The organism is Ideonella sp. (genome assembly GCF_041287625.1).
Taxonomy (GTDB): Bacteria; Pseudomonadota; Gammaproteobacteria; order Burkholderiales; family Burkholderiaceae_C; genus Ideonella.
This window is the reverse complement of the sequence record NZ_JBGGNH010000021.1, coordinates 12,924-36,688: the sequence shown is the minus strand read 5'-3', so window position 1 is coordinate 36,688 and position 23,765 is coordinate 12,924. Positions and strand designations below refer to the sequence as shown.

At 69.4% G+C, this 23,765-nt stretch carries 21 protein-coding genes; 15 read left to right on the top strand and 6 right to left on the bottom strand.

Features of this window, described 5'->3' with window-relative positions:
• Positions 1-20: 20 nt before the first annotated feature.
• Positions 21-572 (bottom strand): diguanylate cyclase domain-containing protein, encoded by a 552-nt coding sequence (locus ACAH41_RS08280; RefSeq protein WP_325655893.1) that lies wholly within the window; start codon positions 570-572, stop codon positions 21-23.
• 273 nt (positions 573-845) lie between these two features.
• Here ACAH41_RS08280 and ACAH41_RS08275 point away from each other — a divergent pair, with 273 nt between their 5' ends.
• The 9 genes from ACAH41_RS08275 (at position 846) to ACAH41_RS08235 (ending at position 13,300) form a co-directional block, all read left to right on the top strand.
• Positions 846-1,469 carry an ECF-type sigma factor gene (locus ACAH41_RS08275; RefSeq protein ID WP_325655892.1) on the top strand — a complete coding sequence of 208 codons (624 nt, stop codon included), beginning with the start codon at positions 846-848 and terminating at the stop codon, positions 1,467-1,469.
• A complete protein-coding gene (locus ACAH41_RS08270; protein WP_325655891.1) occupies positions 1,469-4,246 on the top strand; it encodes a protein kinase in 2,778 nt (925 codons plus the stop codon). The genes ACAH41_RS08275 and ACAH41_RS08270 overlap by 1 nt, the downstream gene beginning before the upstream one ends.
• Before the next feature lie 59 nt (positions 4,247-4,305).
• Positions 4,306-4,665: a hypothetical protein gene (locus ACAH41_RS08265; protein WP_325655890.1), complete on the top strand. Its 360-nt coding sequence runs from the start codon at positions 4,306-4,308 to the stop codon at positions 4,663-4,665.
• Positions 4,666-4,810: 145 nt separating this feature from the next.
• Complete coding sequence (locus tag ACAH41_RS08260) at positions 4,811-5,605, top strand: enoyl-CoA hydratase-related protein (RefSeq protein ID WP_325655889.1); 795 nt, start codon at positions 4,811-4,813, stop codon at positions 5,603-5,605.
• A 6-nt stretch (positions 5,606-5,611) separates the two neighbouring features.
• Positions 5,612-6,088 (top strand): hydroxyphenylacetyl-CoA thioesterase PaaI, encoded by a 477-nt coding sequence (paaI, locus tag ACAH41_RS08255; RefSeq protein WP_370538250.1) that lies wholly within the window; start codon positions 5,612-5,614, stop codon positions 6,086-6,088.
• 7 nt (positions 6,089-6,095) lie between these two features.
• Complete coding sequence (locus ACAH41_RS08250) at positions 6,096-6,743, top strand: TetR/AcrR family transcriptional regulator (RefSeq protein ID WP_325655887.1); 648 nt, start codon at positions 6,096-6,098, stop codon at positions 6,741-6,743.
• Positions 6,744-6,784: 41 nt separating this feature from the next.
• Positions 6,785-7,933, top strand: coding sequence for an ABC transporter substrate-binding protein (locus ACAH41_RS08245; RefSeq protein ID WP_370538257.1), 1,149 nt, complete (start codon positions 6,785-6,787; stop codon positions 7,931-7,933).
• Between the two features lie 150 nt (positions 7,934-8,083).
• Positions 8,084-9,223 (top strand): two-component system response regulator, encoded by a 1,140-nt coding sequence (locus tag ACAH41_RS08240; protein WP_325655886.1) that lies wholly within the window; start codon positions 8,084-8,086, stop codon positions 9,221-9,223.
• Between the two features lie 18 nt (positions 9,224-9,241).
• Positions 9,242-13,300: an ATP-binding protein gene (locus ACAH41_RS08235; RefSeq protein WP_325655885.1), complete on the top strand. Its 4,059-nt coding sequence runs from the start codon at positions 9,242-9,244 to the stop codon at positions 13,298-13,300.
• Between the two features lie 30 nt (positions 13,301-13,330).
• Here the strand turns inward: ACAH41_RS08235 and ACAH41_RS08230 are convergent, their stop codons facing one another.
• Together ACAH41_RS08230 and ACAH41_RS08225 are read right to left on the bottom strand one after the other, a co-directional pair.
• Positions 13,331-14,308, bottom strand: coding sequence for a tripartite tricarboxylate transporter substrate binding protein (locus ACAH41_RS08230; RefSeq protein WP_370538249.1), 978 nt, complete (start codon positions 14,306-14,308; stop codon positions 13,331-13,333).
• A 122-nt stretch (positions 14,309-14,430) separates the two neighbouring features.
• A complete protein-coding gene (locus ACAH41_RS08225; protein ID WP_325655884.1) occupies positions 14,431-15,567 on the bottom strand; it encodes a UDP-galactopyranose mutase in 1,137 nt (378 codons plus the stop codon).
• Positions 15,568-15,775: 208 nt separating this feature from the next.
• Between ACAH41_RS08225 and ACAH41_RS08220 the strand changes: the two genes are divergently transcribed.
• The 5 genes from ACAH41_RS08220 to ACAH41_RS08200 are packed head-to-tail and all read left to right on the top strand — an operon-like array spanning position 15,776 to position 20,973.
• Positions 15,776-18,712, top strand: a complete 2,937-nt coding sequence (locus tag ACAH41_RS08220; RefSeq protein ID WP_325655883.1) for an EAL domain-containing protein — start codon at positions 15,776-15,778, stop codon at positions 18,710-18,712.
• The gene (locus tag ACAH41_RS08215) at positions 18,709-18,903 is read left to right on the top strand and encodes a hypothetical protein (RefSeq protein WP_325655882.1); all 195 of its coding nucleotides are present in this window, start codon (positions 18,709-18,711) and stop codon (positions 18,901-18,903) included. The genes ACAH41_RS08220 and ACAH41_RS08215 overlap by 4 nt, the downstream gene beginning before the upstream one ends.
• A gap of 7 nt (positions 18,904-18,910) precedes the next feature.
• Positions 18,911-19,774, top strand: coding sequence for an HDOD domain-containing protein (locus ACAH41_RS08210; RefSeq protein ID WP_325655881.1), 864 nt, complete (start codon positions 18,911-18,913; stop codon positions 19,772-19,774).
• Positions 19,775-19,810: 36 nt separating this feature from the next.
• Positions 19,811-19,948: a hypothetical protein gene (locus ACAH41_RS08205; RefSeq protein WP_325655880.1), complete on the top strand. Its 138-nt coding sequence runs from the start codon at positions 19,811-19,813 to the stop codon at positions 19,946-19,948.
• A complete protein-coding gene (locus tag ACAH41_RS08200) occupies positions 19,945-20,973 on the top strand; it encodes an NAD(P)/FAD-dependent oxidoreductase (RefSeq protein ID WP_325655879.1) in 1,029 nt (342 codons plus the stop codon). The genes ACAH41_RS08205 and ACAH41_RS08200 overlap by 4 nt, the downstream gene beginning before the upstream one ends.
• Positions 20,974-21,029: 56 nt before the next feature.
• Here ACAH41_RS08200 and ACAH41_RS08195 read toward each other — a convergent pair whose 3' ends face one another.
• Positions 21,030-21,242, bottom strand: coding sequence for a hypothetical protein (locus ACAH41_RS08195; RefSeq protein ID WP_325655878.1), 213 nt, complete (start codon positions 21,240-21,242; stop codon positions 21,030-21,032).
• Positions 21,243-21,378: 136 nt separating this feature from the next.
• Here ACAH41_RS08195 and ACAH41_RS08190 point away from each other — a divergent pair, with 136 nt between their 5' ends.
• Positions 21,379-22,803, top strand: a complete 1,425-nt coding sequence (locus ACAH41_RS08190) for an erythromycin esterase family protein (protein ID WP_325655877.1) — start codon at positions 21,379-21,381, stop codon at positions 22,801-22,803.
• A 69-nt stretch (positions 22,804-22,872) separates the two neighbouring features.
• Here the strand turns inward: ACAH41_RS08190 and ACAH41_RS08185 are convergent, their stop codons facing one another.
• Both ACAH41_RS08185 and ACAH41_RS08180 read right to left on the bottom strand, forming a co-directional pair.
• Positions 22,873-23,076 carry a DUF6496 domain-containing protein gene (locus tag ACAH41_RS08185; protein WP_325655876.1) on the bottom strand — a complete coding sequence of 68 codons (204 nt, stop codon included), beginning with the start codon at positions 23,074-23,076 and terminating at the stop codon, positions 22,873-22,875.
• A gap of 69 nt (positions 23,077-23,145) precedes the next feature.
• On the bottom strand, positions 23,146-23,739 hold the full coding sequence (locus ACAH41_RS08180) for a DUF4142 domain-containing protein (protein ID WP_325655875.1): 594 nt from the start codon (positions 23,737-23,739) through the stop codon (positions 23,146-23,148).
• Positions 23,740-23,765: the final 26 nt, after the last annotated feature.

The following is a 23,765-nucleotide window of genomic DNA, read 5'->3' as shown; positions in this document are numbered from 1 at the left end:
CCGCGGCTGCGGCCGTGTTGTCAGTTCGCCTGTTCCGTGCCCGCCGTGACCGGGCGCAAGGCCCGCTCTGCGGCCCAGACCAGTTCCTCCGCGCTGGGCTCCTGCCCGTGTTCCGTGCTGTCCACCGCGGCGCCCATGCGCAGCTGGGGCCTCGCGGCCGCGGCACGGCCTTCGAGCGGCCAGGCCATTGCCTTCTGAAGCCGCTGCTGGATTTTCGGCAGCGCAGGTGCCTGCGTGTCCAGCAGCAGCACCCCCATGCAGCCGCCTTCCAGTGGCAGCAGCAGGTCCGAGCGCCGAAGCTGCTGGCGCAGCCGCTCGCGCAGTGCCTGCAGCCACTGTGCGTGCTGTGCCAGCGTGCCGGTGGTGACCATGGCGTCAGTGGCCTGCAGCGTCACCAGCAGCACCGCCGGGCAGGTGCCGTGGCGGCGGGCCTGGTTCAGGTGCCGGTGCACAAGCTGCACAAAGCCCAGCCGGTCCAGCGGGCGCTGATCGTTACCAACCGCCTCTTCGGCCGGGCGTTGCCGGGCGACCGCTGGCATGGTGGGCTGGTACTGGGTTTCAACGGCATACATGGGCGGGTCCTCGGGTGGATTCGGCATGGGCGCGGCAGGGATTCAGCATGGACTTGGGGTGAGCGAGAACCTGGCACCCAGCGCGGCGGTCTCACGCGGACCTCCCTGACCGTTGCTGCATGACAGGCTCTCCCTTGCACAAACGGGACGCGCCGCGAGAACCCGACATCGCCCGCCGAAATCTTTCGCACCGCTGCGATAGAGTGCTGTCCGCGGCTGCTGCACTGGTGCGCCAGCCGCGCGCCCGGTCGTTGTTCTTCGCCGATGGACTCCATGACGCTTCCGCCCACCGCCGATGCCACCGCCCCGCCGGAGCGTGACCATGACCGCGCGGACGGTGCGGATGGCGCGGACGGCATCACCCAGCTGCTGCACCAGGCCAGCGCGGGCGACGCCCGTGCGGCCGATGAAGTCGTCGCCCGCCTGTATGTCGACCTGCGCCGCATTGCCGGCAGCCGGCTGCGCCAGTCCGGCGACCTGACGCTGGACGCCACCGCGCTGGTCCACGAGAGCTACCTGCGGCTGCAGCGTGCCGGCGGGCTGGACTTCCCGGATCGCAAACACTTCCTGGGGTATGCCGCCAAGGTGATGCACAGCATCGTGATCGACCAGGTGCGCGCCCGCCAGGCCGAACGCCGCGGCGGCGCACTGCAGCAGGTCACCTTCAACACCGGCATTGCCGACCTGGCACCGCAGCGCGACGACGAAGTGTTGCGCGTGCATGAAGCGTTGGCAGAGCTTGCGGCCATGGACGTCCGCCTGGCCCAGGTGGTGGAAATGCGCTACTTTGCCGGCCTCGGCGAGGCCGAGATCGCCGAGACCCTGGGCGTGACCGAGCGCACCGTGCAGCGCGACTGGGCCAAGGCGAGGCTGTTCCTTTCGATGGCAATGAAGTGATGGGTCCGGCCGACACCACCCGCGCGGCGTTCCGCGAGATCAACAAGTCCCGCTGGCCGCTGCTCAGCCCCATGCTGGACGAACTGCTGGACCTGCCCGCCGAGCAGCGCGAAACGCGCCTGCAGGGCTTGGCGGGCCAAGACACCGAGCTGCTGCTGGACCTGCGGGAATTGCTGCGGCGCGAACAGGCCCAGCACGCAGCCGACTTCCTCGCCACCCCGGCGCCGCTGGGCCCGCTGCCCGGCAGCCAGCAGGCCGGCCAGCAGGTGGGCGTCTACACCCTGGAGTGGATGCTGGGTCAGGGTGGAATGGGCAGCGTTTGGCTGGCCAGCCGCACCGATGGCCGCTACCAGGGCCAGGTGGCCATCAAGTTCCTCTCCAGCGGCCTGCTGGGCCAGGGTGACGCCGGCCGCTTCGCGCGCGAAGGGCAGATCCTCGCCCGCCTGGCCCACCCGCACATCGCCAGGCTGATCGACGCCGGCGTCAGCCCCGAGGGTCAGCAGCCCTATCTGGTGCTGGAGTACGTGGACGGTCAGCCGATTGACCAGCATTGCCGGATGCACGGCCTGGACCTGCGCCAGCGCATCACGCTGTTCCTGGACGTGCTGGCCGCCGTGGCCCATGCCCAGCAACGGCTGATCCTGCACCGCGACCTCAAGCCCAGCAACATCCTGGTCACCGCCGCCGGCGAGGCCAAGCTGCTGGACTTCGGCATTGCCAAGCTGCTCGCCGGTGACGCCACCCAGCCCATGCCCACGCCGGCCACAGAGCTCACGCAGCGCGCAGGCAACGCCTACACCCCCCTGTATGCCGCGCCCGAGCAGGTGCAGGGCGACGAGGTCACCACCGCCACCGATGTCTACGCACTCGGCGTGCTGCTCTACCAGTTGCTCAGCGGCGCCCATCCCACCGAGCATCACACCGGCCAGCACGGTGACACCCCGCTGGAGCGCCTGCGCGCATTGGTGGAGGTCGAGCCCAAGCGGGTTTCAGAAGCGCTGCATGAGCACGCCGCCATGGCTGCGAAGACCGGAGCGCCGGGCGAGTCGAATTCAGCCCAGACCGCCCGGCAGGTTCGCGAGCTGCGCGGCGACCTGGACACCATCGTCGCCAAGGCACTCAAGAAGGCACCCGCCGAGCGCTACGCCCATGCCGAAGCCTTGGCCGATGACCTGCGCCGCTGGCTGCACAACGAGCCCATCAGCGCCCGCCCCGACACCCGCCTCTACCGCAGCGCCAAGTTCGTCCGTCGCCACCCGTGGGGCGTGGGCGCCAGCGCCTTGGCCACGCTGGGCCTGGCGACCGGCTTCGGCCTGGCCCTGTGGCAAACCCACGAAGCCCGCCACCAACGCGAACAAGCCGAAGGCCTGATCGAGTTCATGCTGGGCGACCTGCGCAAAAAGCTGGAGCCCGTGGGCCGGCTCGACGTGCTGGACGCCGTCGGCGAAAAAGCCCTGGCCTACTACGCTGACCAGCAACTCAGCCGGCTGGACCCGGACGCGTTGGGTCGCCGCGCGCGTGCCTTGCATCTGATGGGCGAGGTGGCGGACACCCAAGGCAAGCTGGCCGAGGCTGAGCGCATGTTTCGCGAGGCTGCGGACAGTACCGCGGAACTGCTTGCTCGCTATCCAAAAGACACCCAGCGCATCTTCGACCATGCGCAGAGCGTGTATTGGGTGGGCTGGGTGGCAAGACGGCGCGGCCAGTTGCCGGAGGCCGAAACGCAGTGGCGGCGCTACCTGCAACTGGCGCAGCAGCTCACGCAGTTCGAACCAGGGAAGCTCGACTGGCGCCTTGAAGAGGCTTACGCGCACAACAACCTGGGCGTGCTGGCGTTGGAGACCGGCAATGCACGCGAGTCTTTGCAGACCTTTGTCGCTGCTCGCAAGGTATGGCTAGGCATCGCAGGAGAAGAGGCATCTCACAACTTTGACCTGGCCAACGCCTATGGATGGGAGGCCGACGCGCAAGATGCACTGGGGGAATACGCGGGTGCGTTGCAATCCCAGCAGGCCAAGATTGAGGCACTGCGTTTGCAGCCAGGGACTGGCGACAGGAGACAGCAATACCAGCTCGCTTTGGCCGAACTGTCCATCGGCGACTTGCTTCTTAGCGAGGGAAAGTTGGGCGACTCGTTGCAAAGTTTCGAGCGGGCCGTTGCGCAGCTGGAAGCTCTGATCAAACTAGATTCGAATAACCTGCTCTGGATTCAGAACTGGTGCTTGGCGCGCATCAAAGCAGACGCGGCGAGGCAAGCCCAGCCAGGCTCGGCTTCGAACTTGGTTGAGCCAATGCTTGTTGCTCGGATGGATCGCTTGCAAGTCGCGCAGCAGCAGCAGTCAATCTCCCAGGCGAAATGGTTCGTCGTCGTGCGCGGCCGATGGCTTGTGCAGCAACTTGGCCCAGGAGCGGGGTCCTTGACCAACGCACTGCAAGAGGAGGCCAGTGACTATCTGGCGAAAGTTCGGCGCTTTGTTGAGGCCGGCAATCGGCTCAGCCGCGTCCAGGAACTCGTCGTTGCTGAATTGGAACTTCGGCTGGGTGATCGGTTGAGCAGCGGTTCTGCGCAAGCCCAGGACTCGTGGAGGCAGGCCAGCGGGCGATTGAAGGGCATTGCCGAAAGCGGTGATCCCTATGCCAAAGCCTTGCTTGCACATGTGCTGCTGCGCTTAGCACAAACAGAGAAAGCGCAAGCACTTGCGGATGCGTTGGAGCACAGTGCTTTTCGCCATCCGCTGTATTCTGAATTGCGCCAACACTTGGCTGCCAAGCTGTAGCGCTTCACCTGCTTTAGGCAATTGACCTGAAGCCTCACCCACCCATATTTGAATCCAACATGAGTGCATCCATGGAACCCAGCCATCTCTTTTCGTTGACGGTCACCGTCTCCTCGGGGGCCGATGGCCGCGACGAAGGCGATGTTGATCCGCATGATGCTGTGATCAAGAAGGACAACACCTTGATGGTGTACACGCTGGCCACCGAGGGCTATGAGTTTTGCCCCGACGATCCCATCGTGTTCGATGAAGCCAGTGGCCAGTTTCCGTATCAGCCCTGGCGTCTCAGCCCCACCGAGCTGGCACTTTTCAACAAGGCTACTAAGAAGGGCGAGCATCCCTACCACGTGTATGTGCGCAAGGTCGGCACCACAGACAGGCTGCCCATTGACCCGATGGTTCAGAACGACGGCAAGTGAGCCGATAACTCCCGCGCCAGCCCGGGAAACCTCGGGTCTGGCTTTGGCTTGAGCGCCTTGTGCGGCGCCGATCCCCTGCCTATCATTCACCGACCGCCCGGTTGGTGAATGCGAATCGGGTGGTTTCCTCTCACTGGAGCCCCCGATGTCCGAAGCCCTGGTTCTGGTGGCGCAGCAAGGCGCTGTGCGCACCCTGACGCTGAACCGCCCCGCTGCGCTGAACAGCTTCACTTCGGCGATGCATGCCGAGTTGCGCAATGCGCTGGACGCTGCCGCCGAAGACCGCAGCGTGCGGGCGCTGTTGCTCACGGGCGCTGGCCGCGGCTTTTGTGCCGGGCAGGATCTGAATGACTCCGGCATGGTGCCTGGCCCGGACGGGCGGGTGGACGTTGGCGCGGTGATCGAGGCCAACTACAAGCCGCTGGCGCTGCGCCTGCGCGAGATGCCGGTGCCTGTATTGGCCATGGTCAACGGCGTGGCGGCCGGTGCTGGCGCCAACCTGGCGCTGCTGTGCGACATGGTGATCGCCGGCCGTTCGGCCAGCTTCATCCAGGCCTTCTCGAAGATCGGGCTGGTGCCGGACTGCGGCGGCACCTGGCTGTTGCCGCGCCTGCTGGGCCGGCCAATGGCGCTGGGGCTGGCGATGACAGGCGACAAGCTGAGCGCTGAAGACGCGGTGCGCCTGGGCCTGATCTGGGAATGCGTGGACGACAAGTACCTGGCCGACACCGCGATGGCCATGGCCCAGCGCCTGGCGGCGATGCCGACCAAGGCCCTGGTCGCCACCCGCCGCGCGCTGGACCAGGCCAGCCAGATGGACCTGGAGCAGGCGCTGTCGCTGGAGGCTCGTGTGCAGCGCGAGCTGGGCCACGCGGATGACTTCGCGGAGGGTGTAGAGGCGTTTCGCCAGAAGCGCGTGCCGGCCTTCAAGGACCGCTGACATCCGATGCAGTCGATGAACGATGACCAGGCGCGCGCCCAGCGCGTCGCCGAGGCGGTGCGGGACGCCATGTGGGCCGGCGACCGGGCCTCCAAGGCGCTGGGCATGCAGCTGCTGTTCATCGCGCCGGGGCAGGCGGTGATGCAGATGACCGTGCGCGCCGACATGCTCAACGGCCACGCCATCTGCCACGGCGGCCTGGTCACGACGCTGGCCGATTCGGCCTTCGCCTTCGCCTGCAATGCCCACAACGAAGTGACCGTGGCCTCCGGCTTCAATGTCGACCTGATCGCGCCGGGCCGCGAGGGCGACGTGCTGACGGCCCGCGCGGTCGAGCTGAGCAAGTCCGGCCGCACGGGGCTTTACGACGTGGAAGTGCGCAACCAGCGCGATGAGCGCATTGCCGTCTTCCGCGGGCGTTCTTACACCATGAAGGGCAAGCCGGTGGTCGAGCTGCCGCCGGGCGACCTGGCGGCGGGCTGACCGGCGCATGGCCAGGCCCCGTTCCTCCGGCTATGACGGCCAGCGCGAACTGATCCTGCAGCACGCGGCCGCGCTGTTTGCGGCGCAAGGCTATGCGGGCACCTCGATGAACCAGGTGGCTGCGGCCTGCGGCGTGTCCAAGGCCGCGCTGTACCACTACGTGCGTGACAAGAACGAGCTGCTGGCCGATGTGGCCGAGGCCCATGTGCAGCGGCTGGCGGCGGTGGTCCGGCAGGTGCTGGACGAAGGCCTGGCGCCCGAGCCCCGGCTGCGCGCGCTGATCGTGCGTTTCGTGCAGGAATACGCCAGTGCGCAGAACGAGCACCGCGTGTTGACCGAGGACGTGCAGCGGCTCGAAGCGTCCCGGCGAGAGCGGGTGCTGGATGTGCAGCGCAGCGTCGTCGCAACCTTTGCCGACACGCTGGCCGAAGTGCGGCCGGCGCTAGCCGAAAGCGGCTTGCACCGGCCGCTGACGATGCTGCTGTTCGGCATGATCAATTGGCTGTTCACCTGGTTCCGACCGGGCGAGCCGCTGACCCATGAGCAGATGGCGCCCATCGTGGCCGAGCTGTTCTTCGGCGGGCTGGCCGCCGTGGGCTCACCCGAGGCGGCGGCGATGCCGGCCCCGCTGCCAGCGCCGATTTCCGTGATCTGACAACACCGCAACAGGAGACAAGCAAAGTGAACCTTCCTTCCCTGAACAAGCTGCCGCAAGCCCTGGCCGCCGCCGCACTGCTGGTGCTGGCTGGCCAGGCGCTGGCCGACATCAATGTCGGCGTCACCGTCTCGGCCACCGGCCCGGCCGCTTCGCTGGGCATTCCCGAGAAGAACACCGTGAGCCTGATGCCGACCACCATCGCCGGCCAGAAGGTCAACTACATCGTGCTGGACGATGCTTCCGACACCACCAAGGCCGTGGCCAACACCCGCCGCCTGATCACCGAGGACAAGGTCGACATCGTGCTCGGCTCGACCACCACGCCGAACTCGCTGGCGATGATCGACGTGGTCGCCGAAGCCCAGGTGCCGATGATCTCGATGGCCGCCTCGGCCCGCATCGTCGAGCCGCAGGACGCCAAGAAGCGCTGGGTCTTCAAGACGCCGCAGAACGACATCATGATGTCGCTGGCGATTGCCAGCCACATGGCCGACCACGGCATCAAGACGGTGGCCTTCATCGGCTTTGCCGACGCCTACGGCGAAGGCTGGTACCAGGAGTTCGGCAAGGCCGCCGGCCTCAAGGGCCTGCAGGTCGTGGCCAACGAACGCTACAACCGCACCGACACCTCGGTCACCGCGCAGGTGCTGAAGCTGGTCGGTGCACACGCAGACGCGGTGCTGATCGCCGGCTCAGGCACGCCGGCTGCGCTGCCGCAGGCCGGCCTCGTCGAGCGCGGCTACACCGGCAAGGTCTACCAGACCCATGGCGTGGCCAACAACGACTTCCTGCGCGTCGGCGGCAAGAATGTCGAAGGCACCTTCCTGCCGTCCGGCCCGGTGCTGGTGGCCGACCAGCTGCCGGCCAACCATCCGGCCCGCAAGAGCGCGCTCGAGTACGTTGCCAAATACGAAGCCGCCTTCGGCAAGGGTTCGGTCTCGACCTTTGGCGCGCATGCCTGGGACGCCGGCCTGCTGATGGCTGCCGCGGTGCCGGTGGCCCTGAAGAAGGGACAGCCCGGCACGCCAGCCTTCCGCGCCGCGCTGCGCGATGCGCTGGAACAGGTCAAGGAACTGGCCGGCGCGCACGGCATCTTCAACATGTCATCCGCCGACCACCTGGGCCTGGACCAGCGGGCCCGGGTGTTGGTCAAGATCGACAAAGGCGCCTGGAAGTACCAGCCTTGACTAGCCCGGTCCTTGGGGGTGCGCAACCTGTAAGGGTTTGCGGGTGACGGAGAAGGGGTGGACTGGAGTAGCCTAACGCCATCGAGGTCGATGGCGACGCGCATGGTGCATGCCGCTTGGGAGGCGGCCTCGGCCACGGGATGACGGCTTGTGAAAACACTTGGCTCGACGTCCAACCTTGAGCGGGCACGCGTCCTCATTGTTGATGACGTACCGGAGAACCTCACTGTGCTCGGCGAGGTGCTGCAAGGCGCCGGTTGCATCGTCCAGGTCGCCAACAGCGGCCCGGCCGCGCTCAGGCTGGCCACCCAGACGCCATCGCCCGAGCTGATCCTGCTCGATGTGATGATGCCGGGCATGGACGGCTACGAAGTGCTGCGCCGGCTGCGTGCCGAGCCGCGCAGCCGTGACATTCCGGTGATGTTCCTGACCGCGCTGGACGACCCGCGCGACGAAGAGCACGGCCTGAGCCTGGGGGCGGTGGACTATCTGGCCAAGCCCATCCAGCCCGCCGTCGTGCTGGCCCGGGTGCGCAGCCAGATCGACGCGCGCCGGCTGCACGAATGGCTGCGCGACCAGAACGCCGCGCTGGAAGCCGAAGTGGCCCGCCGCATGGCCGAGAACGACGCGATCCAGCAGGTGACGATCCGCGCGCTGGCCCACCTGGCCGAAACCCGCGACCCGGAAACCGGCAATCACATCCTGCGCACCCAGGCCTACATGCAGCTGCTGGCGCGCGCGCTGAGCCACCATCCGCGCTTCGCTGCCACGCTGAACGAACACACCATCGAGCTGCTGACCCGCTCGGCACCGCTGCACGACATCGGCAAGGTCGGCATTCCCGACCACATCCTGCTCAAGCCCGGCCGGCTGACGGCCGACGAATGGGAGCCGATGAAGACCCATGCCGCGCTCGGCGCCGCGGCCATCGAGCAGGCCGAGCGCGACATCGACCGGCCGGTCGAATTCCTTTCTCTGGCCAAGCAGATCGCCCGCTCGCACCACGAGCGCTGGGACGGCAGCGGCTACCCCGACGGCCTGGCGGGCGAGTCCATCCCCATTGCCGCCCGCCTGATGGCCGTGGCCGACGTGTTCGACGCGCTGATCTCGCCGCGGGTCTACAAGCGGGCGATGAGCTTCGACGAAGCCCGGCGCATGATCAGCGACGGCCGCGGCAGCCATTTCGACCCGGCGGTGGTCGACGTCTTCGAAGACGAGTTCCAGCGCTTCGTCGACATTGCCAACCGCCACCGCGACAAGCCGCCGGCCGCCGTGCCGCGCGTGCATTGAGCGCTGGCAGCTGCACCCGTGAGCGAAGCGGCCGAGCAGCGCGACACGGCCCCGGCCCAAGCCGCGCCCGCCGCCCTTGCAGATCCCGACCCCGACGCCAGCTTCGCGGCTGGCACTCCGGTGGATCAGGCCGACCAGGCCGAGACGATGTCCGCCCGCGAGGTCGATGCCGGGCTGATCGTGCTGGCCTATGCCATCTTCGCCGCACTGTGGATCCTGCTGTCCGACCGCGTGCTGGCCTGGCTGGTCACCGACTTCGACCAGCTGCTGCTGCTCAGCACGCTCAAGGGCTGGCTGTTCGTCGCCATCACCTCGGTGCTGCTGTACTTCACCATCCGCTATTCGGCCGCGCGGCCCGGCTCACTGCTGCCGGCGCGGCGGCCCCGCAGGTGGTCGGTCGGCTGGCCGCTGCTGGTGGCGGCGCTGGGCACCGGCGCGGTCACCATGGGCGCTGCGACAGCCAGCCTGCAGCAGCACCGGCAGACCGAACTGGCGCGGCTGCAGGCCATTGCGCTGGCCCAGTCCACCCAGCTGTCGGACTGGCTCAACGAACGCATGAGCGACCTGCGCTTCATCAGCGGCGCGAAGCCCTGGACCGAGCTCTACCAGCACTGGCGCACCACGAAGGACGGCAACGACCTGGACCTGCTGCGCAACCGGCTGATCGCCTTCGCCCAGAACAAGGGCTTTCGCAACGTGCTGTTGCTCGACGAGCAGGGCCAGCTGCAGCTGCAGATCGACAACCTGCAGGCCGGTGGCGACACGGGCCGGCCCGACGGGCCCGCCGCTGCCAGCCTGGCCCCGCAGCTGCAGGCGCTGGCCCGCGAGCTGGCGCGCGAGGGCGGGCTGCGCCGCATCGGCCCTTACCGCGATCCGGACGGCGTGCTGCGGCTGGACTTCCTCACCGCGCTGCCGCGCTTGCCGGGCGGGGAGGTCGCGGTCGTCGTGATGCGGGTGGACAGCAACTGGCACTCGGTGCGCGCGCTCGGCCAGTGGCCCGTGCCCACGCGCAGTGGCGAGACGGTGCTGGTGGCGCGCCGGGGCGAGCGCGCGGTGTTCCTGAACCCGCTGCGGCGCGATGCCGATGCCGCCGGCCAGCGCAGCCGCCCGCTGGGCCAGGCCGATGCACTCGAAGCCCAGGCCCTGCTGCAACCCGGCCGCGTGGGCCAGCTGCTGGAAGGTGACGACTATGCCGGCGAGCCCGCACTGGCGGTGGCCCGGCCGGTCGAGGGCAGCGACTGGCTGCTGCTGGCCAAGATCGACGAAGCCGAGGTGCGCGCCGGCGCGGCGCAGGACCTGACCTGGATCGGCCTGGCCGGGTTGCTGACGCTGGTCATCGTGGCCGGCGTGCTGTGGCAGTCGCGCCAGCGCCGCGAACTGGCTGCCACCGAGCGTGAGCGCCAGGCCCAGGCCCGGCAACTGCAGGCGCTGCGCCTGGTGCAGGCCCTGTCGGACAGCTCCACCGACCTGATGTTCGCCAAGGACCTCGAAGGCCGCTACCTGCTGTTCAACCGCGAAGCCTGCGCCGTCACCGGGCTGACCGTGGACCAGGTGCTGGGCCGGCTGGACAGCGAAATCTTCCCGCCCGAGATGGCCCGCGAGCGTGAAGAGTCCTGTGGCCGGGTCATGCGTGCGCAGCAGGTGATCACGGCCGAGGAAGTCATTCCCACGGTGCTGGGCGAGCGCACCTTCCTCAGCACCAAGGGCCCGCTGCGCGATGCCCAGGGCGAGATCATCGGGCTGTTCGGCATCCTGCGCGACGTCACCGAACGCATGCGCGCCGAGCAGCTGCTGCGCGAGCAGGACGAGATGCTGCACCAGGTCAGCACCATGGCCCGCATCGGCGGTTTCCGGCTGACCGGCCTGCCAGGCGCGGGTCTCGGCGAAGCCTGGACCGACGAGGTCTCGCGCATGCTGGGCCAGGCCAACGGCCGGCCGGTCACGCTGGCCAAGCTGCTGGCGCTGTGCCGGCCCGAGGACAGGCAGCGCCTTGGCAACGCGATCGACGCCGGCCTGATGAGCGGCCAGCCCTTCGACCTGGAGCAGCCGCTGATGCTGCCCGGCGGCGGCCAGCGCAGCCTGCGCGTGGTGGGCCTGCCGGCCGGGCTGTCGAGCGCCAACGGCCGGGGCCAGCAGGCGGTGCTGCAAGGCTTTGTGCAGGACGTGACCGAGCAGCGCCGCCTGCTCGACGAGCTGGACCAGCACCGCAACCACCTCGAAGAGCTGGTGCAGCGCCGCACCACCGAGCTGGCCGACGCGCGGCTGCGCGCCGAGGCCGCCAACACCGCCAAGACCAGCTTCCTGGCCAACATGAGCCACGAGATCCGCACGCCGATGAACTCCGTCATCGGCCTGACCCACCTGCTGCGCGACGCCGACACCACGCCGCTGCAGGCCGAGCGCCTGGACAAGATCGACGCCGCGGCCTACCACCTGCTGTCCATCCTCAACGACGTGCTGGACCTGTCCAAGATCGAGGCCGGCCGCGTGGAGCTGGAGGCGGTGGACTTCTCGCTCGGCGTGCTGCTCGACGAAGTGCGCACGCTGGTGCTGCAGCCGGCCCAGGCGCGCGGCCTGGCGGTGTGGGTCGAGCCGGTCGAGCCGCCGCTGTGGCTGCGCGGGGACGCCACGCGCCTGCGCCAGGCCTTGCTCAACTACGCCGGCAACGCCGTCAAGTTCACCGAGCGAGGCGAGGTGCGGCTGTCGGCCCGGGTGCTGCAGCAGACCGCCGCCGGCGTGCAGCTGCGGCTGGAAGTGCGCGACACCGGCATCGGCCTGACGGCCGACCAGGCGGGCCGGGTGTTCGAGGCCTTCGAGCAGGCCGACCTGTCCACCACCCGGCGCTTTGGCGGTACCGGGCTGGGCCTGGCCATCGTGCGCCGGCTGGCGGCGCTGATGGGCGGCGAAGCCGGCGTCTCCAGCAAGCCGGGGCAGGGCAGCACCTTCTGGTTCAGTGCCCGGTTCGAGCGTGGCCTGCCGTATGCGCGCGTGGCCATGCCGGGCCAGCGTGGCGAGGCGGCGCAGCAGCTGCGCGCCCGCCGCACCAAGGCGCGGGTGCTGCTGGCCGAGGACAACGCGGTCAACCGCGAAGTCATGGTCGACCTGCTGCAGGCCGTGGGCCTGGCGGTGGACACCGCGGGCAACGGCCAGCAGGCCCTGGACCTGGCCCGCCAGGCCCAGCGCGCCGGCCAAAGCCACGCGCTGGTGCTGATGGACATGCAGATGCCGGTGCTGGACGGGCTGGACACCACCCGCGCGATGCGTGCCGAGCCGGCGCTGGCCGGGTTGCCCATCGTCGCCTTGACGGCCAATGCCTTCGACGATGACCGGCAGGCCTGCGAAGCCGCCGGCATGAACGGCTTCATCCGCAAGCCGGTCGACCCCGACACCTTGTACCGCTGCCTGCTGCAGTGGCTGCCGGCGCTGCCGCTGCCTGCTGCGGCGGCCGGCGGCGCAGCCAGCCTGCCGCAAATCGAAGGGTTGGACCTGGCGCGCGGCCTGCAGGTCTGCGGCGGCGACCCGGCGCTCTACCAGCGGGTGCTGAAGGCCTTTGCCCGCAGCCATGCGGAAGACCCGGCGCGGCTGGGCAGCCTGCTGGCCGAGCGGGATGCGGCCGGCCTGCGGCTGGCTGCGCATTCGCTCAAGGGCGCGGCCGGCGCGATCGGCGCTGAAGCGCTGACCGAGGCCGCCCGCGAGCTGGAGCTGGCGCTGCGCGGCGAGACCGAAGCGGCGCCCGTCGAGCCGGCCGCGCTGGCCAGCCTGGTCGAGGCGCTGCTGGCCCGTTTGACGCCGCTGCTCTCCGAACTCACCGATGCGCTTGCCGAAGCGCCGGCCGAGGCGGCATCAGTTGGTGACGCAAACCCCGCGGAGCCATCGGCGCTGAGCCCCGAGCAGGTGCTGATGCAGCTGCGCGAGCACCTGGCCACTGGCCACCTGACCGCCGGGGCTTTCGCGCATGCCCATGAAGCCGCGCTGCGGCGGACCTTGGGTGGCACCCAGCTGCAGCGCTTGCTGCAGGACTTGCAGCGCTTCGACTACGAAGCCGCGCTGCAGTCGCTCACCCAGTCCGCCGAGTAGCGCGAGGGCTCAGCCGCTCAGTCCTCGCGTTCAGTCTTCGCGCATTTGCGCGGCCTTGGCGATGGGGGCCAGCCTGGCCTTCTCGGCGGCCAGGAACTTGCGGAAGTCCTCGCGGCTGCCGCCGGTCGGGTCGATCGCCATCGGGATCAGCCGGGCCCGCAGTTCGCTGGACTTCAGCGCCGTGTTCACCGCGGCATTGAGCTTGTCCAGGATCGCGTCCGGCGTGCCCTTGGGTGCGAACACGCCGGTCCAGTGGCCGATCACGATGTCGTTGAAGCCTTGCTCCTGCGCGGTCGGCAGGTCCGGCAGCGCGGCAATGCGGCGGCTCCAGGTCGAGGCAATGGGGATCAGCTTGCCGCCCTTGATCATCGGCAGCACGATGGGGCTGCCTTCGGAGGTCGCATCCACCTGGTTGCCGACCACGGCCGACATGCCTTCCGAGCCGCTCTTGAACGGGATGATCTGCATCTTCGCGCCGGCCTTGAGCTTGAGCATCTCGGCGACGAAGTGCGGCGTGCTGCCGGTGCCGGCAGTCGAGAAGTTCAGGCCGTCACCCTTCTTCGACGCGGCGACCAGGCCCTTCAGGTCCCTGATCTTCGAATCGGCCGGCACCACGATGACCGACGGGCTGACCGCCATCATCACCACCGGCACCAGCGCGTCTTCCTGGTACGGCATCTTCGTCTTGATCATCGCGTTGGTGATCACGCCGGCCGCAGGCGTCAGGAAGGTGTAGCCGTCGGGGGCGGATTTGGCGACGATGTCGGCGCCCAGCATCGAGCCGGCACCAGGTTTGTTCTCGATGATGATGGTCGCGCCCAGCACCTTGGCGGTGGCCTCGGCCACCGCGCGGGCCACGATGTCGTTCGAGCCGCCGGGCCCGAAAGGCACGACGAAGTGGATCGGCTTGCTGGGCCAGGGCGCGGCTTGCGCATGGGCCAGGCCAGGCAGGGCGGCAGCAAGCGCCAAAGCCAGCGTGTGCCGGCGCGAGAAGAGGGAAGACGTCACAGGGGGTTCCTTTGGGATCGGCACAGTTCAATGCTATGCCATGACTCCTAGGGTAGTCCCTTGGTCGCCGGCCAGGCCTGTGGAAACCGCGTAAAGCCCGGGTGGCTGTTCCCGGTGCCTACTCAGCGTTTCGACAGGAAGGCGCGCGCCGTGTCCAGCGCGGCGCGGATGGTCACGTCCATGTCCATGTAGCGGTAGGTGCCCAGGCGGCCGACGAAGGTCACGCCCGGCTCGGCGGCGGCGCGCGCCTGGTAGGCCTGCAGCAGGTCGTCGCCTTCGGTCAGGTGCACGGGGTAGTACGGAATGTCGGCCTCGCCGCAGCTGCGGCTGAGTTCCGTGTAGCAGACCGAAGCCGCGTGGGTTTCCCAGGGCGAGAAATGCTTGTGCTCGGTGATGCGGGTGAAGGGCACCGCTTCGTCGCAGTAGTTCATCACCGCGCAGCCCTGCACGTCGCCCTCGGCCTCGGAGCGCTGGAAGTCCAGCGTGCGGTAGGGCAGGCGGCCCAGGTCGTAGCCGTAGAAGCCGTCCACCGGGCCGGACCAGAACACATGGTCGAACTCGGCCAGCGCACCGGGGGCCAGCGGCGTGCCCAGCTTCACCTCGATGTTCGGGTGGTCCAGCATCTTCTCCACCATCTCGGTGTAGCCGTTTTCCGGCATGCCCTGGTGCTTGTGGAAGAAGTAGTTGTCGTTGTAGTTGAAGCGCACTGGCAGCCGCTTCAGGATGGCCGCCGGCAGGCGCTTCGGGTCCACCTCCCACTGCTTCAAGGTGTAGCCGCGGAAGAAGGTTTCGTACAGCTCGCGGCCGATGAAGCGCAGCGCCTGCTCCTCGAAGCTCTGCGGGTCGGAGATGCTCGTGTCCGCCTGTTCCTGCGTGATGAAGGCCTCGGCCTCGGCCGGCGAGAAAGTCTTGCCGAAAAACTGGTTGATGGTGTGCAGGTTGATCGGCAGCGAGAAGACCTGGCCGCGCGCGGTGGCCTTCACGCGGTTCACGAAGGGCATGAAGCGCATGTAGCGGTTCACCAGCGCCCAGACCTCGTCGTCGTCGGTGTGGAAGATGTGCGGGCCGTAGATGTGCACCATCACCTGGGACTTCTCGTCGCGCTCGGTGTGGCAGTTGCCGGCCACGTGCGGGCGTTTCTCGAACAAGGTGCAGCGGTGGCCTTGTTCGGCCAGCTCGCGGGCGATCACCGCGCAGGACAGGCCGGCGCCGGCCATGCCGATGTGCAGTGGGGAGGCAGGGTGTGAAGTTGTTGTCATCGTGTCACCTCGCGCCTGGAACGGCCAGGTCCGGCCGAAAGCGCAGCGGCGCAGCAGGGACCTTCGGCAGTGCCATTCTCCGGGCGCGGCGCTTGCCTCGGGCTGGTGAAAAGCCCCATGGAAGGCCGCTTGTTCTCAAGCCGGGGCGGGCCCGTGCCGATAGTGGCCTCATGGCGGGCCCCGGCCCGCCTTTCCGACTCACACATCCATGGCGCAAGACCCTTTCGCGAACGCAGCTCAAGCCAGGCTGGACGCCAGCCGCGCCGCCGCCTTGCTCGACCAGGCCCAGGTGGGGCTGGTCGTGGTCGATGCGGACGGGCTGCGCTTTGCCAACCCGGCCGCGCTGCGGCTGCTGGGCGACGCGCCCGGGCGGCCCGTCATTGGCCGCAGCCTGCTCGACTTCATTGCCCAGGTCGACCGTGCGCACGTGGCCGAGCAGATCCGCCGCCGGCTGGCTGGCGAGCCGGGCAGCGCCTACGACGTGCGCTGCCGCCGCACCGATGGCAGCGAGTTCGACGCCCGCCTGTTCGGCCAGCGGGTGATGTTCGACGGCCACCATGCCGACCTGGTGACCCTCACCGACGTGACCGAGCTGAAGGACGCCCTGCGCCGCAGCGAATGGACCGCCAGCCTGCTGGCGCGCAGCGAGTCGCTGTGCCGCTCCGGCTCGTTCGAGGTTGAGTGGCCTTCGGGTCGCCTGCTGGCATCCCAGGGCCTGCGCGAGTTGACCGGCAGTCGCAGCACGCCGGTGGACCTGGTCGACACGGTGGACATGATCAGCTGGGTGCCGCCGGACGAGCGCGGCCTGCTGGCCGCGATCTGGCGCAATGCCGTGGTCGGCGAACCCTTCGAACTGCAGCACCGGCTGCTGTGTGCCGATGGCGAGCGCCTGGTGGTGCTGCACCGCGGCATCCTGCAGGCCGGCGCACCCGGCCAGCCGCCACGCGGCCTGGCGCTGATCCAGGACATCACCCGCCAGCACGAGGCCGAGCACCGCATCCAGGAACTGGCCAATTTCGATGAAGTGACGGGGCTGCCGAACCGCTCCAGCCTGCTGGACCAGCTCGATGCCCGCGCCCACACCGCGCGCTGGGACGAACGCGGCTTCTGCCTGATCTCCATCGACGTGCCGCGCATCACCGAGCTGCGCGCCACCATGGGCTTCGGCGCGGGCGACAGCCTGGCCATGACCATCGCCGCGCGGCTCTCGCGCATGGCCACCGAGCAGGAGGTCGTAGCGCATGTCGGCGGCAGCGAGTTCGCGGTCATGCGCGTGTTCGACGGTCCGGCCGCGCAAGAGGCCTTGCACCTGCGCGCCCAGGCGCTGCAGGCCGGCCTGCAGGAGGCCGCGCGTGTCGGCCCCACCGAAGTCTTCCCGCTGTGCCACATCGGCATTGCGATGTTCCCGGCCGATGGCGAAGCCGCCGATGCCTTGCTCGAAGCTGCGCAGACCGCGCGGCTGGGCGCCGAAGCCGCCGGCGGCGTGGCTTTCGCGCGGCCTGAATCCAACGCGCTGGCGCTGCGCGAAATGCAGCTGGCCGGCGCTTTGCGCCATGCGCTGGTGCGCAACGAGCTGAGCCTGCGCTACCAGCCGCAGGTCAGCCTGGCGACCGGTGCCGTGATCGGCGCCGAGGCGCTGCTGCGCTGGCGCTCGGCCAAATGGGGCGACGTGTCGCCGGTCGAATTCATCCAGGTGGCCGAACGCTCCGGGCTGATCGGCGCGATTGGCGACTGGGTGCTGCGTCGCGTCTGCGAACAGTCCGTCATCTGGCGCCAGGAGGGCCTGCCGCCGGTGCGGCTGGCGGTCAATTTCTCGCCGCTGCAGTTCCAGCAGGGCGATGTGGCCCGCCAGGTCCAGCGCACGCTGCTCGAAACCGGTGCCGACCCCGCCTGCCTGGGCATGGAGCTGACCGAAAGCACGCTGATGGAGAACCCCGAGCGCGCCGCGGCCATGCTGCGCGAGCTGCGGGCGCTGGGCATCGAGATTTCGCTGGACGACTTCGGCACCGGTTTCTCCAGCCTCAGCTGCCTGCGCCGCCTGCCGATCGACGTGGTCAAGATCGACCGCTCCTTCGTGCAGGACATGACCAACGGGCCCGAGAGCGTCTCGATGGCGCGCGCCATCATCACGATGGCCCAGGGCCTGAAGATGCAGGTGCTGGCCGAAGGCGTGGAGACCGAAGACCAGCTGGCGCTGCTGGTCGCCAAGGGCTGCGACCAGATGCAGGGCTACCTGTTCAGCCGCCCCATCACCGCCGACGAAATGGCCGCGCTGCTGCGCGAAGGCCGGCGCCTGCCGGAAGACCGCGTGCGCGGCGGACACAAGACCCGCACACTGCTGCTGGTGGACGACGACGTGGCCGCGCTCTCCGCGCTGCGCAGGCTGTTCCGCCGCGAGGGCTACCGCGTGCTCACCGCCGCCAGTGCCGCCGAGGGCCGCGCCCGCCTGAGCGACAGCACGGTCGACGTGATGCTGTGCGACCCCGGCCTGCCCGGCCCGCCGCTGCTGGCGCATGCGCAGCAGCAGCACCCGGAAGTCGTGCGCATTGCGCTGGCCGGCCCGGAGGAATGGGCCGCCGTGGCGGGCGGGGCCAGCAGCGGTGCGCTGCACCAGGTGGCCGCCAAGCCCTGGGACGAAACACGGCTCTGCGCGCAGGTGGCGCAGGCCTTCCACCAGCAGCTGATGGGCGACGACCACCGCCGCCTGCAGGACGAACTGGGCAGCCTGCAGACCGAGGTCACGCTGCTGCGCCAGCAACTGGCCGGCGCCCAGGCCCGCGAAGAAGCCCAGGACCAACTGCTGCAGGCCCGCAGCGGCGGCATGCGCGATCTGGTGGACCAATTGCCGCTGGCCGTGCTGGGACTGGATCCGGATGGCTTGCTCGTCTATGCCAATGAACAGGCCCACTTGCAACTGCCCGAAGCCGCGGCCCAACTGGGCTTGCCGGCAGGTGGCTGGCTGGCCGAGCTGACGCGGCCCGGCATGCCGGCGGTGATCTCGCTGCCGGCCTCGGACTGGTCGGAACAGTGTTTCGAAGGCCGCCCCGGCCAGGTGCTGGTGCAGCCGCTGCGCGTGGCCGACGGCTCGCCGCGTGGCCACAGCCTGGTCTTCCTGCCCAAGGCCTCGCCGCCTGCTGCTTCATGAACGAACCGCAAAGCAAGCTGCCCGCTGCAAATCCTGCCGACGCTGCTGCCACCGAGCAGCGGCTGGCCAGGCTGTTCCGCCGCGCGCTGGGCGAGCAGCGCCTGCATCCGCTGTATGCGCTGCTGCGCCGCCACCGCGGGCTGACGGGCGCGCTGCCGCCGACCCACACCACGCCAGGCCCTGGAGGCTGAGCCCATCGTGACGCCCGATCCCCAGTCCTTCGCCGCGCGGCTGGACGGCCGCATTGCCAAGCTGCCGCCGCTGCCCGAAGCGCTGCGCGCGGTCTGGCAGGCGCTGGACAAGGAGAACCTTTCCACCGCCCATTGCGTGCACCTGATCGAGCAGGACTCGGTGTTGGCCGGCCGCACGCTGCGCATGGCCAACTCCGCCTTCTACGGCCTGGCCGGCCGCGTCGCCCGCATTGGCGACGCTGTCAACCTGCTGGGCCTGCGGGCCATGGGCTCGATGCTGGCCGCGGTGTCCATTGGCGATGCATTGCAGCCCGCTGCCGCACCTGCCGGCTGGTCGCTGCGCGGCTACACCCGCCATGCCGTGGCCGCCGCCGTTGCCGCACGCGCGCTGGCGCCGCGCCTGGGCATGGACGCCGAACAGGCCTTCCTCGCCGGGCTGATGCACGACATCGGCCAGCTGGTGCTGGTCTCGCAGTTCGCACCCGAGGCCGCCGCGGTGCGCGCCCATGCACAAGCCGGCGACCTGCCGAGCCACCTGGCAGAGCAGGCCGTGCTGGGCATGGACCACGCCGAGATTGGCGCCCGCCTGGCCCGCCACTGGCACTTCCCCGCGCTCATCAGCGAAGCCATGGCCAACCACCACCAGCCCGGCGACGCGCTGGCGGCCGGCGTGGCCGAGCTGACGGTGCTGATCCACGTGGGTGACGCACTGGCCCACGCCCTGGACCTGGCCGACGAGCCGGACGAAGCCGTCCCGCCACTGGACGCCGCCGCCTGGCTGCAGCTGCGGCTGGACGAGCCCGCCGCGCTGGCGCTGCTGAGCCGAATCGAGGCCGAAGCCCGCGCCATGTCGGAAGCCCTGGGCGGCTGAAGCCGGCCCGGGATCGCCGATTGCTGCAGCGGCGGCATGATGAACACCCACGCCCGCTTCGCGCAGCCCACTGCTCCCGCGCCTGCCCCAGGCACGCCACCGCCCCGCGAGGAGCCCGAACGGGGCGACGAAGACGACATCCCGCAGGACGACCCCGCGCCCTCGCAGCGATGAGCGGCGACGAACCGCTGGACTGCCTGGTCGTCGGTGGCGGCCCGGCCGGGCTCACCGCGGCGCTGTACCTGGCGCGCTTCGAGCGCCGCGTTGCGCTGGTCGACGCCGGCAACAGCCGCGCCGAGCGCATTCCATGCACGCACAACTACCCTGGCTTCCCGCTGGGCATCAGCGGCACCGAACTGCTGCGGCGCATGCGCACCCAGCTGCGCATGGCCGGGGCGCACATCACCTGGGGGCTGGTGAGCCAGCTGTCCCGGTTGCCGCCGCCGGGTTGCACGCAGGCCGGCACGGGCGAACCGTCCAGCGGCGCGGCAACGTCCTGCGCGGCCACCGAACTGCCGGCGCCGCAGCCGGCCGATCCCGGCATCCACGTCGACCCGGCGCTGGCGCATGCCGGCTTCGAGGCCCAGCTGGGCAACCGCAAGCTGCGCGCCCGGCGGGTGCTGCTGGCCACCGGCGTGGTGGACCTGGAACCGACATTGCCCGGCACCGAGGCGCTGCGCGAGCAGCATTTGTTGCGGCAATGTCCCATCTGCGATGGCCATGAACACCGCGGCCGGCGCCTGCTGGTGATCGGCCAGGGCGACCATGCGGCACGCGAGGCGCTCTTCCTGCGCGGGTTCAGCGAGCACGTCAGCATTGCCGCACACGGCGCGCATCGCGAGACCGACCCCAGCTTGCTGGCGCGGCTGGCGCGCCGGGGCGTGCGCCGCCTGCCCGGCATGGCCGAGGCCCTGCGGGTGGGAGAGGATCCGCGCGTCACGTTGCACACCAGCGAAGGAGAGGCGGTGCAGGCCGACGTGGTCTATGCCGCGCTGGGCACCCGCCCGGCTTCCGGGCTGGCCCAGTCGCTGGGCGCCGAGCTGGCCAAGCCCCGCACCATCGTCGTGGACGCACACGGCCGCACCAGCGTGCCGGGCCTGTACGCGGCCGGCGACGTGATCGACGGGCTGGACCAGCTGACCGTGGCCACCGGCGTCGCCGCGATTGCAGCCACGCACATCCACAACAGCCTGCCCTGAGCAGCCGCTGCTGCAGTTGCCGCGCCGTACACGCGGCGCGCTGAATCCCACGCGGCCTACTTGCGGCCGCCGCCCAGCGCGTCGCCCTTTTCCTGCTGCGGCAGCCCGGGCGCCATCGCCTCGCGGGTGCCGGGCATGTCCAGCGCCGCGCCCGGGTCTTCCTCGCCCGCGTCGGATTCGGTTTCCGGCCCGCGCTGCGGCCCAGGCGCCTTGGCCTTGTCGGCCCTCGGCTGTTCCGGATGTTTGGTTTTGGTGGCGGCATTGCCCATGGTGGTCTCCTGGAAGGACGGTGTGCATTCGCCGCGGCAATCAGCATGCCCTTGCCGGCGGGCGCTGCGCGAAAGGCATGCCGCTTGCCTGCTACCGGCGTGCGCTCCCTCACGCGGGCGCCGGAGACACTTCCCGATGCGAACTCCCGATGACGAATGCGTGGACCTCTTGCGGCGGGCTGCGCGCCCGCTGCGCGGCGATGCCACGGACCACGACCTGCTGCTCGATCTGGTCGGCAACAAGTCCCTGGTGCTGCTGGGCGAGGCCTCGCACGGCACGCACGAGTTCTACCTGCAGCGCGCCCGCATCACGCAGCGGCTGATCGCCGAGAAAGGCTTCCACGCGGTGGCCATCGAAGGCGACTGGCCGGACGCGGCGCGCGTCAACCGCCACGTGCGCGGTACCGGCCGGCCGGCGGACCGCACCAGCGCCACCACACGGCCCATGGAGCCTGCCGCCGCGCTGGCTGGCTTCCAACGCTTTCCCACCTGGATGTGGCGCAACACCGTGGTGGCGGGATTCATCGACTGGCTGCGCGAGTTCAACAGCGTGCGGCCCATGGCCGTGCGCACCGGCTTCTACGGGCTGGACCTCTACAGCCTGCATGGCTCGATCACCGCGGTGCTGGATCACCTGGACCAGGTCGACCCGGGCACCGCCGCCGCACTGCGCGAGCAATACGCCTGCTTCGGCGCCTTCGGGCCGGACAGCCAGGTCTACGGCCTGATGACCGGACTGCGTTCGGCGCGTTCCTGCGAGGCCGCGGTGAGCGCCGCGCTGGCGCAGCTGCTGCAGCGCAGCCGGCAGGCGGCCGAGCACAGCAACGCTGTGGACGACGATGAGTCCCATTTCGATGACGAGCAGAACGCCAGGCTGGTGAAAAACGCCGAGCGCTACTACCGCTCGATGTACTTGGGCGACGTGTCCACCTGGAACCTGCGCGACCAGCACATGGCCGAGATGCTGGCCGAGCTGCGCACGCACCTGGCTCGGCGCGTGTCGCGGCCGAAGATCGTCGTCTGGGCCCACAACTCGCACACTGGCGACGCGCGCGCCACCGAGATGGGCCGCCTGCGTGGCGAACAGACGCTGGGACAGCTGGTGCGCGAGCGCGACCCCGAGGACTGCCTGCTGATCGGCATGTCCACCCACAGCGGAACCGTCACCGCGGCCAGCGATTGGGGCGCCCCGGCACAGCAGAAGCGCGTGCGGCCGTCGCTGGGCGGCAGCGTGGAGCAGCTGCTGCACGACACCGGCCTGCCTCGCTTCTGGCTGCCGCTGCGCACCGGCAGCGAGGCAAGCGAGGTGCTGCGCGAGCCGCGGCTGCAGCGTGCCATCGGCGTGATCTACCGCCCGGAGACCGAGCGCCAGAGCCACTACTTCTTCACCCGCACCGCCGAGCAGTTCGACGCTTTGTTGCACCTGGACAGCACCAGTGCGCTGAGCCCGCTGTCGCCCGAATCCGCTTGGCGCGCCGGTGGCGGCAGCCAGCCCATGTCGCAGGAGGCGCTCCTCGACATGCCTGGCGACCTGCCGGAGGCCTACCCGAGCGGCCTGTGAACGCGGCGCAAACGAAAGGAGAAAGTCGCCCGAGGGCGACTTCTTCGCTGGGCCCGCAGCAGGCAGGATTCAGTGTGCGCTGGTCTTTTTCGACCCCCGCTTGGACGGCACCTTTGCGCCCTCCTTGCGGGCCTCCGAGAGGCCGATCGCGATCGCCTGCTTGCGGCTCTTCACGGGCTTGCCGGTCGAGCCGCTTTTCAGCTTGCCTTCCTTCTGCTCGTGCAGCGCGGTGTGCACCTTCTCCTGCGCCTTGTCGCCATAACGTGCGGTCATTGCAGACTCCTTTTCAAACACGGAAATGCAGCCACCGCGGCAAGCCATGTGCCGCGATGGCCCGGGCGGTCAGCGCGAAGCCGCGGCCGCTGGCGCCACGGCGGCCTGCAGCGTCCTGGCCATCTCCAGGTGATGCTGCAGCGCTGGCAGCGTCTTCACCGCGAAGGCCTTCACGTCCGCGTCCTTGGCATCGGTCGAAGCCTTCTGGAACAGCTTCACCGTGTCTTCGTGCGCCTTCACGCCGAAGCTTTCCACGTAACGCTGGTCGAACTTGTCGTCGTCGCCGGCCTTGATCAATTCGAGCTTGGTGCGCTTGCCCAACGACGGCTTGTCCGACAGCTGGACGTTCTTGCTCGCCGCCAGCGCCTTCAACTCCTCAGCCGTCGCGGTGTGGTCCTTGATCATCTGCGCCGCGAAGGTTTTCACGTCGTCGCGCTTGGCCTTGGTCTGCGCCAGCTGGCTGGCTTCGATTTCGCCATTGCCGGCCTGGGCCGCATCCTTCATGAAGCTGCTGTCGGCGCGCGAAAGCGAGTCCGCTGCCGTCGCCAGGCCGCTGGCGAGCAGCAGCGCGCCCATGGCAAGCGCCGGGCGCAGCCCGCGGCGGATGATGGAAGAAGGCCGGTGCGTGGCGGCGCTGTCGAAATGGGCAAAGGTGTGAGACATGGCATCTCCTGATGAGTGAGTTCCCG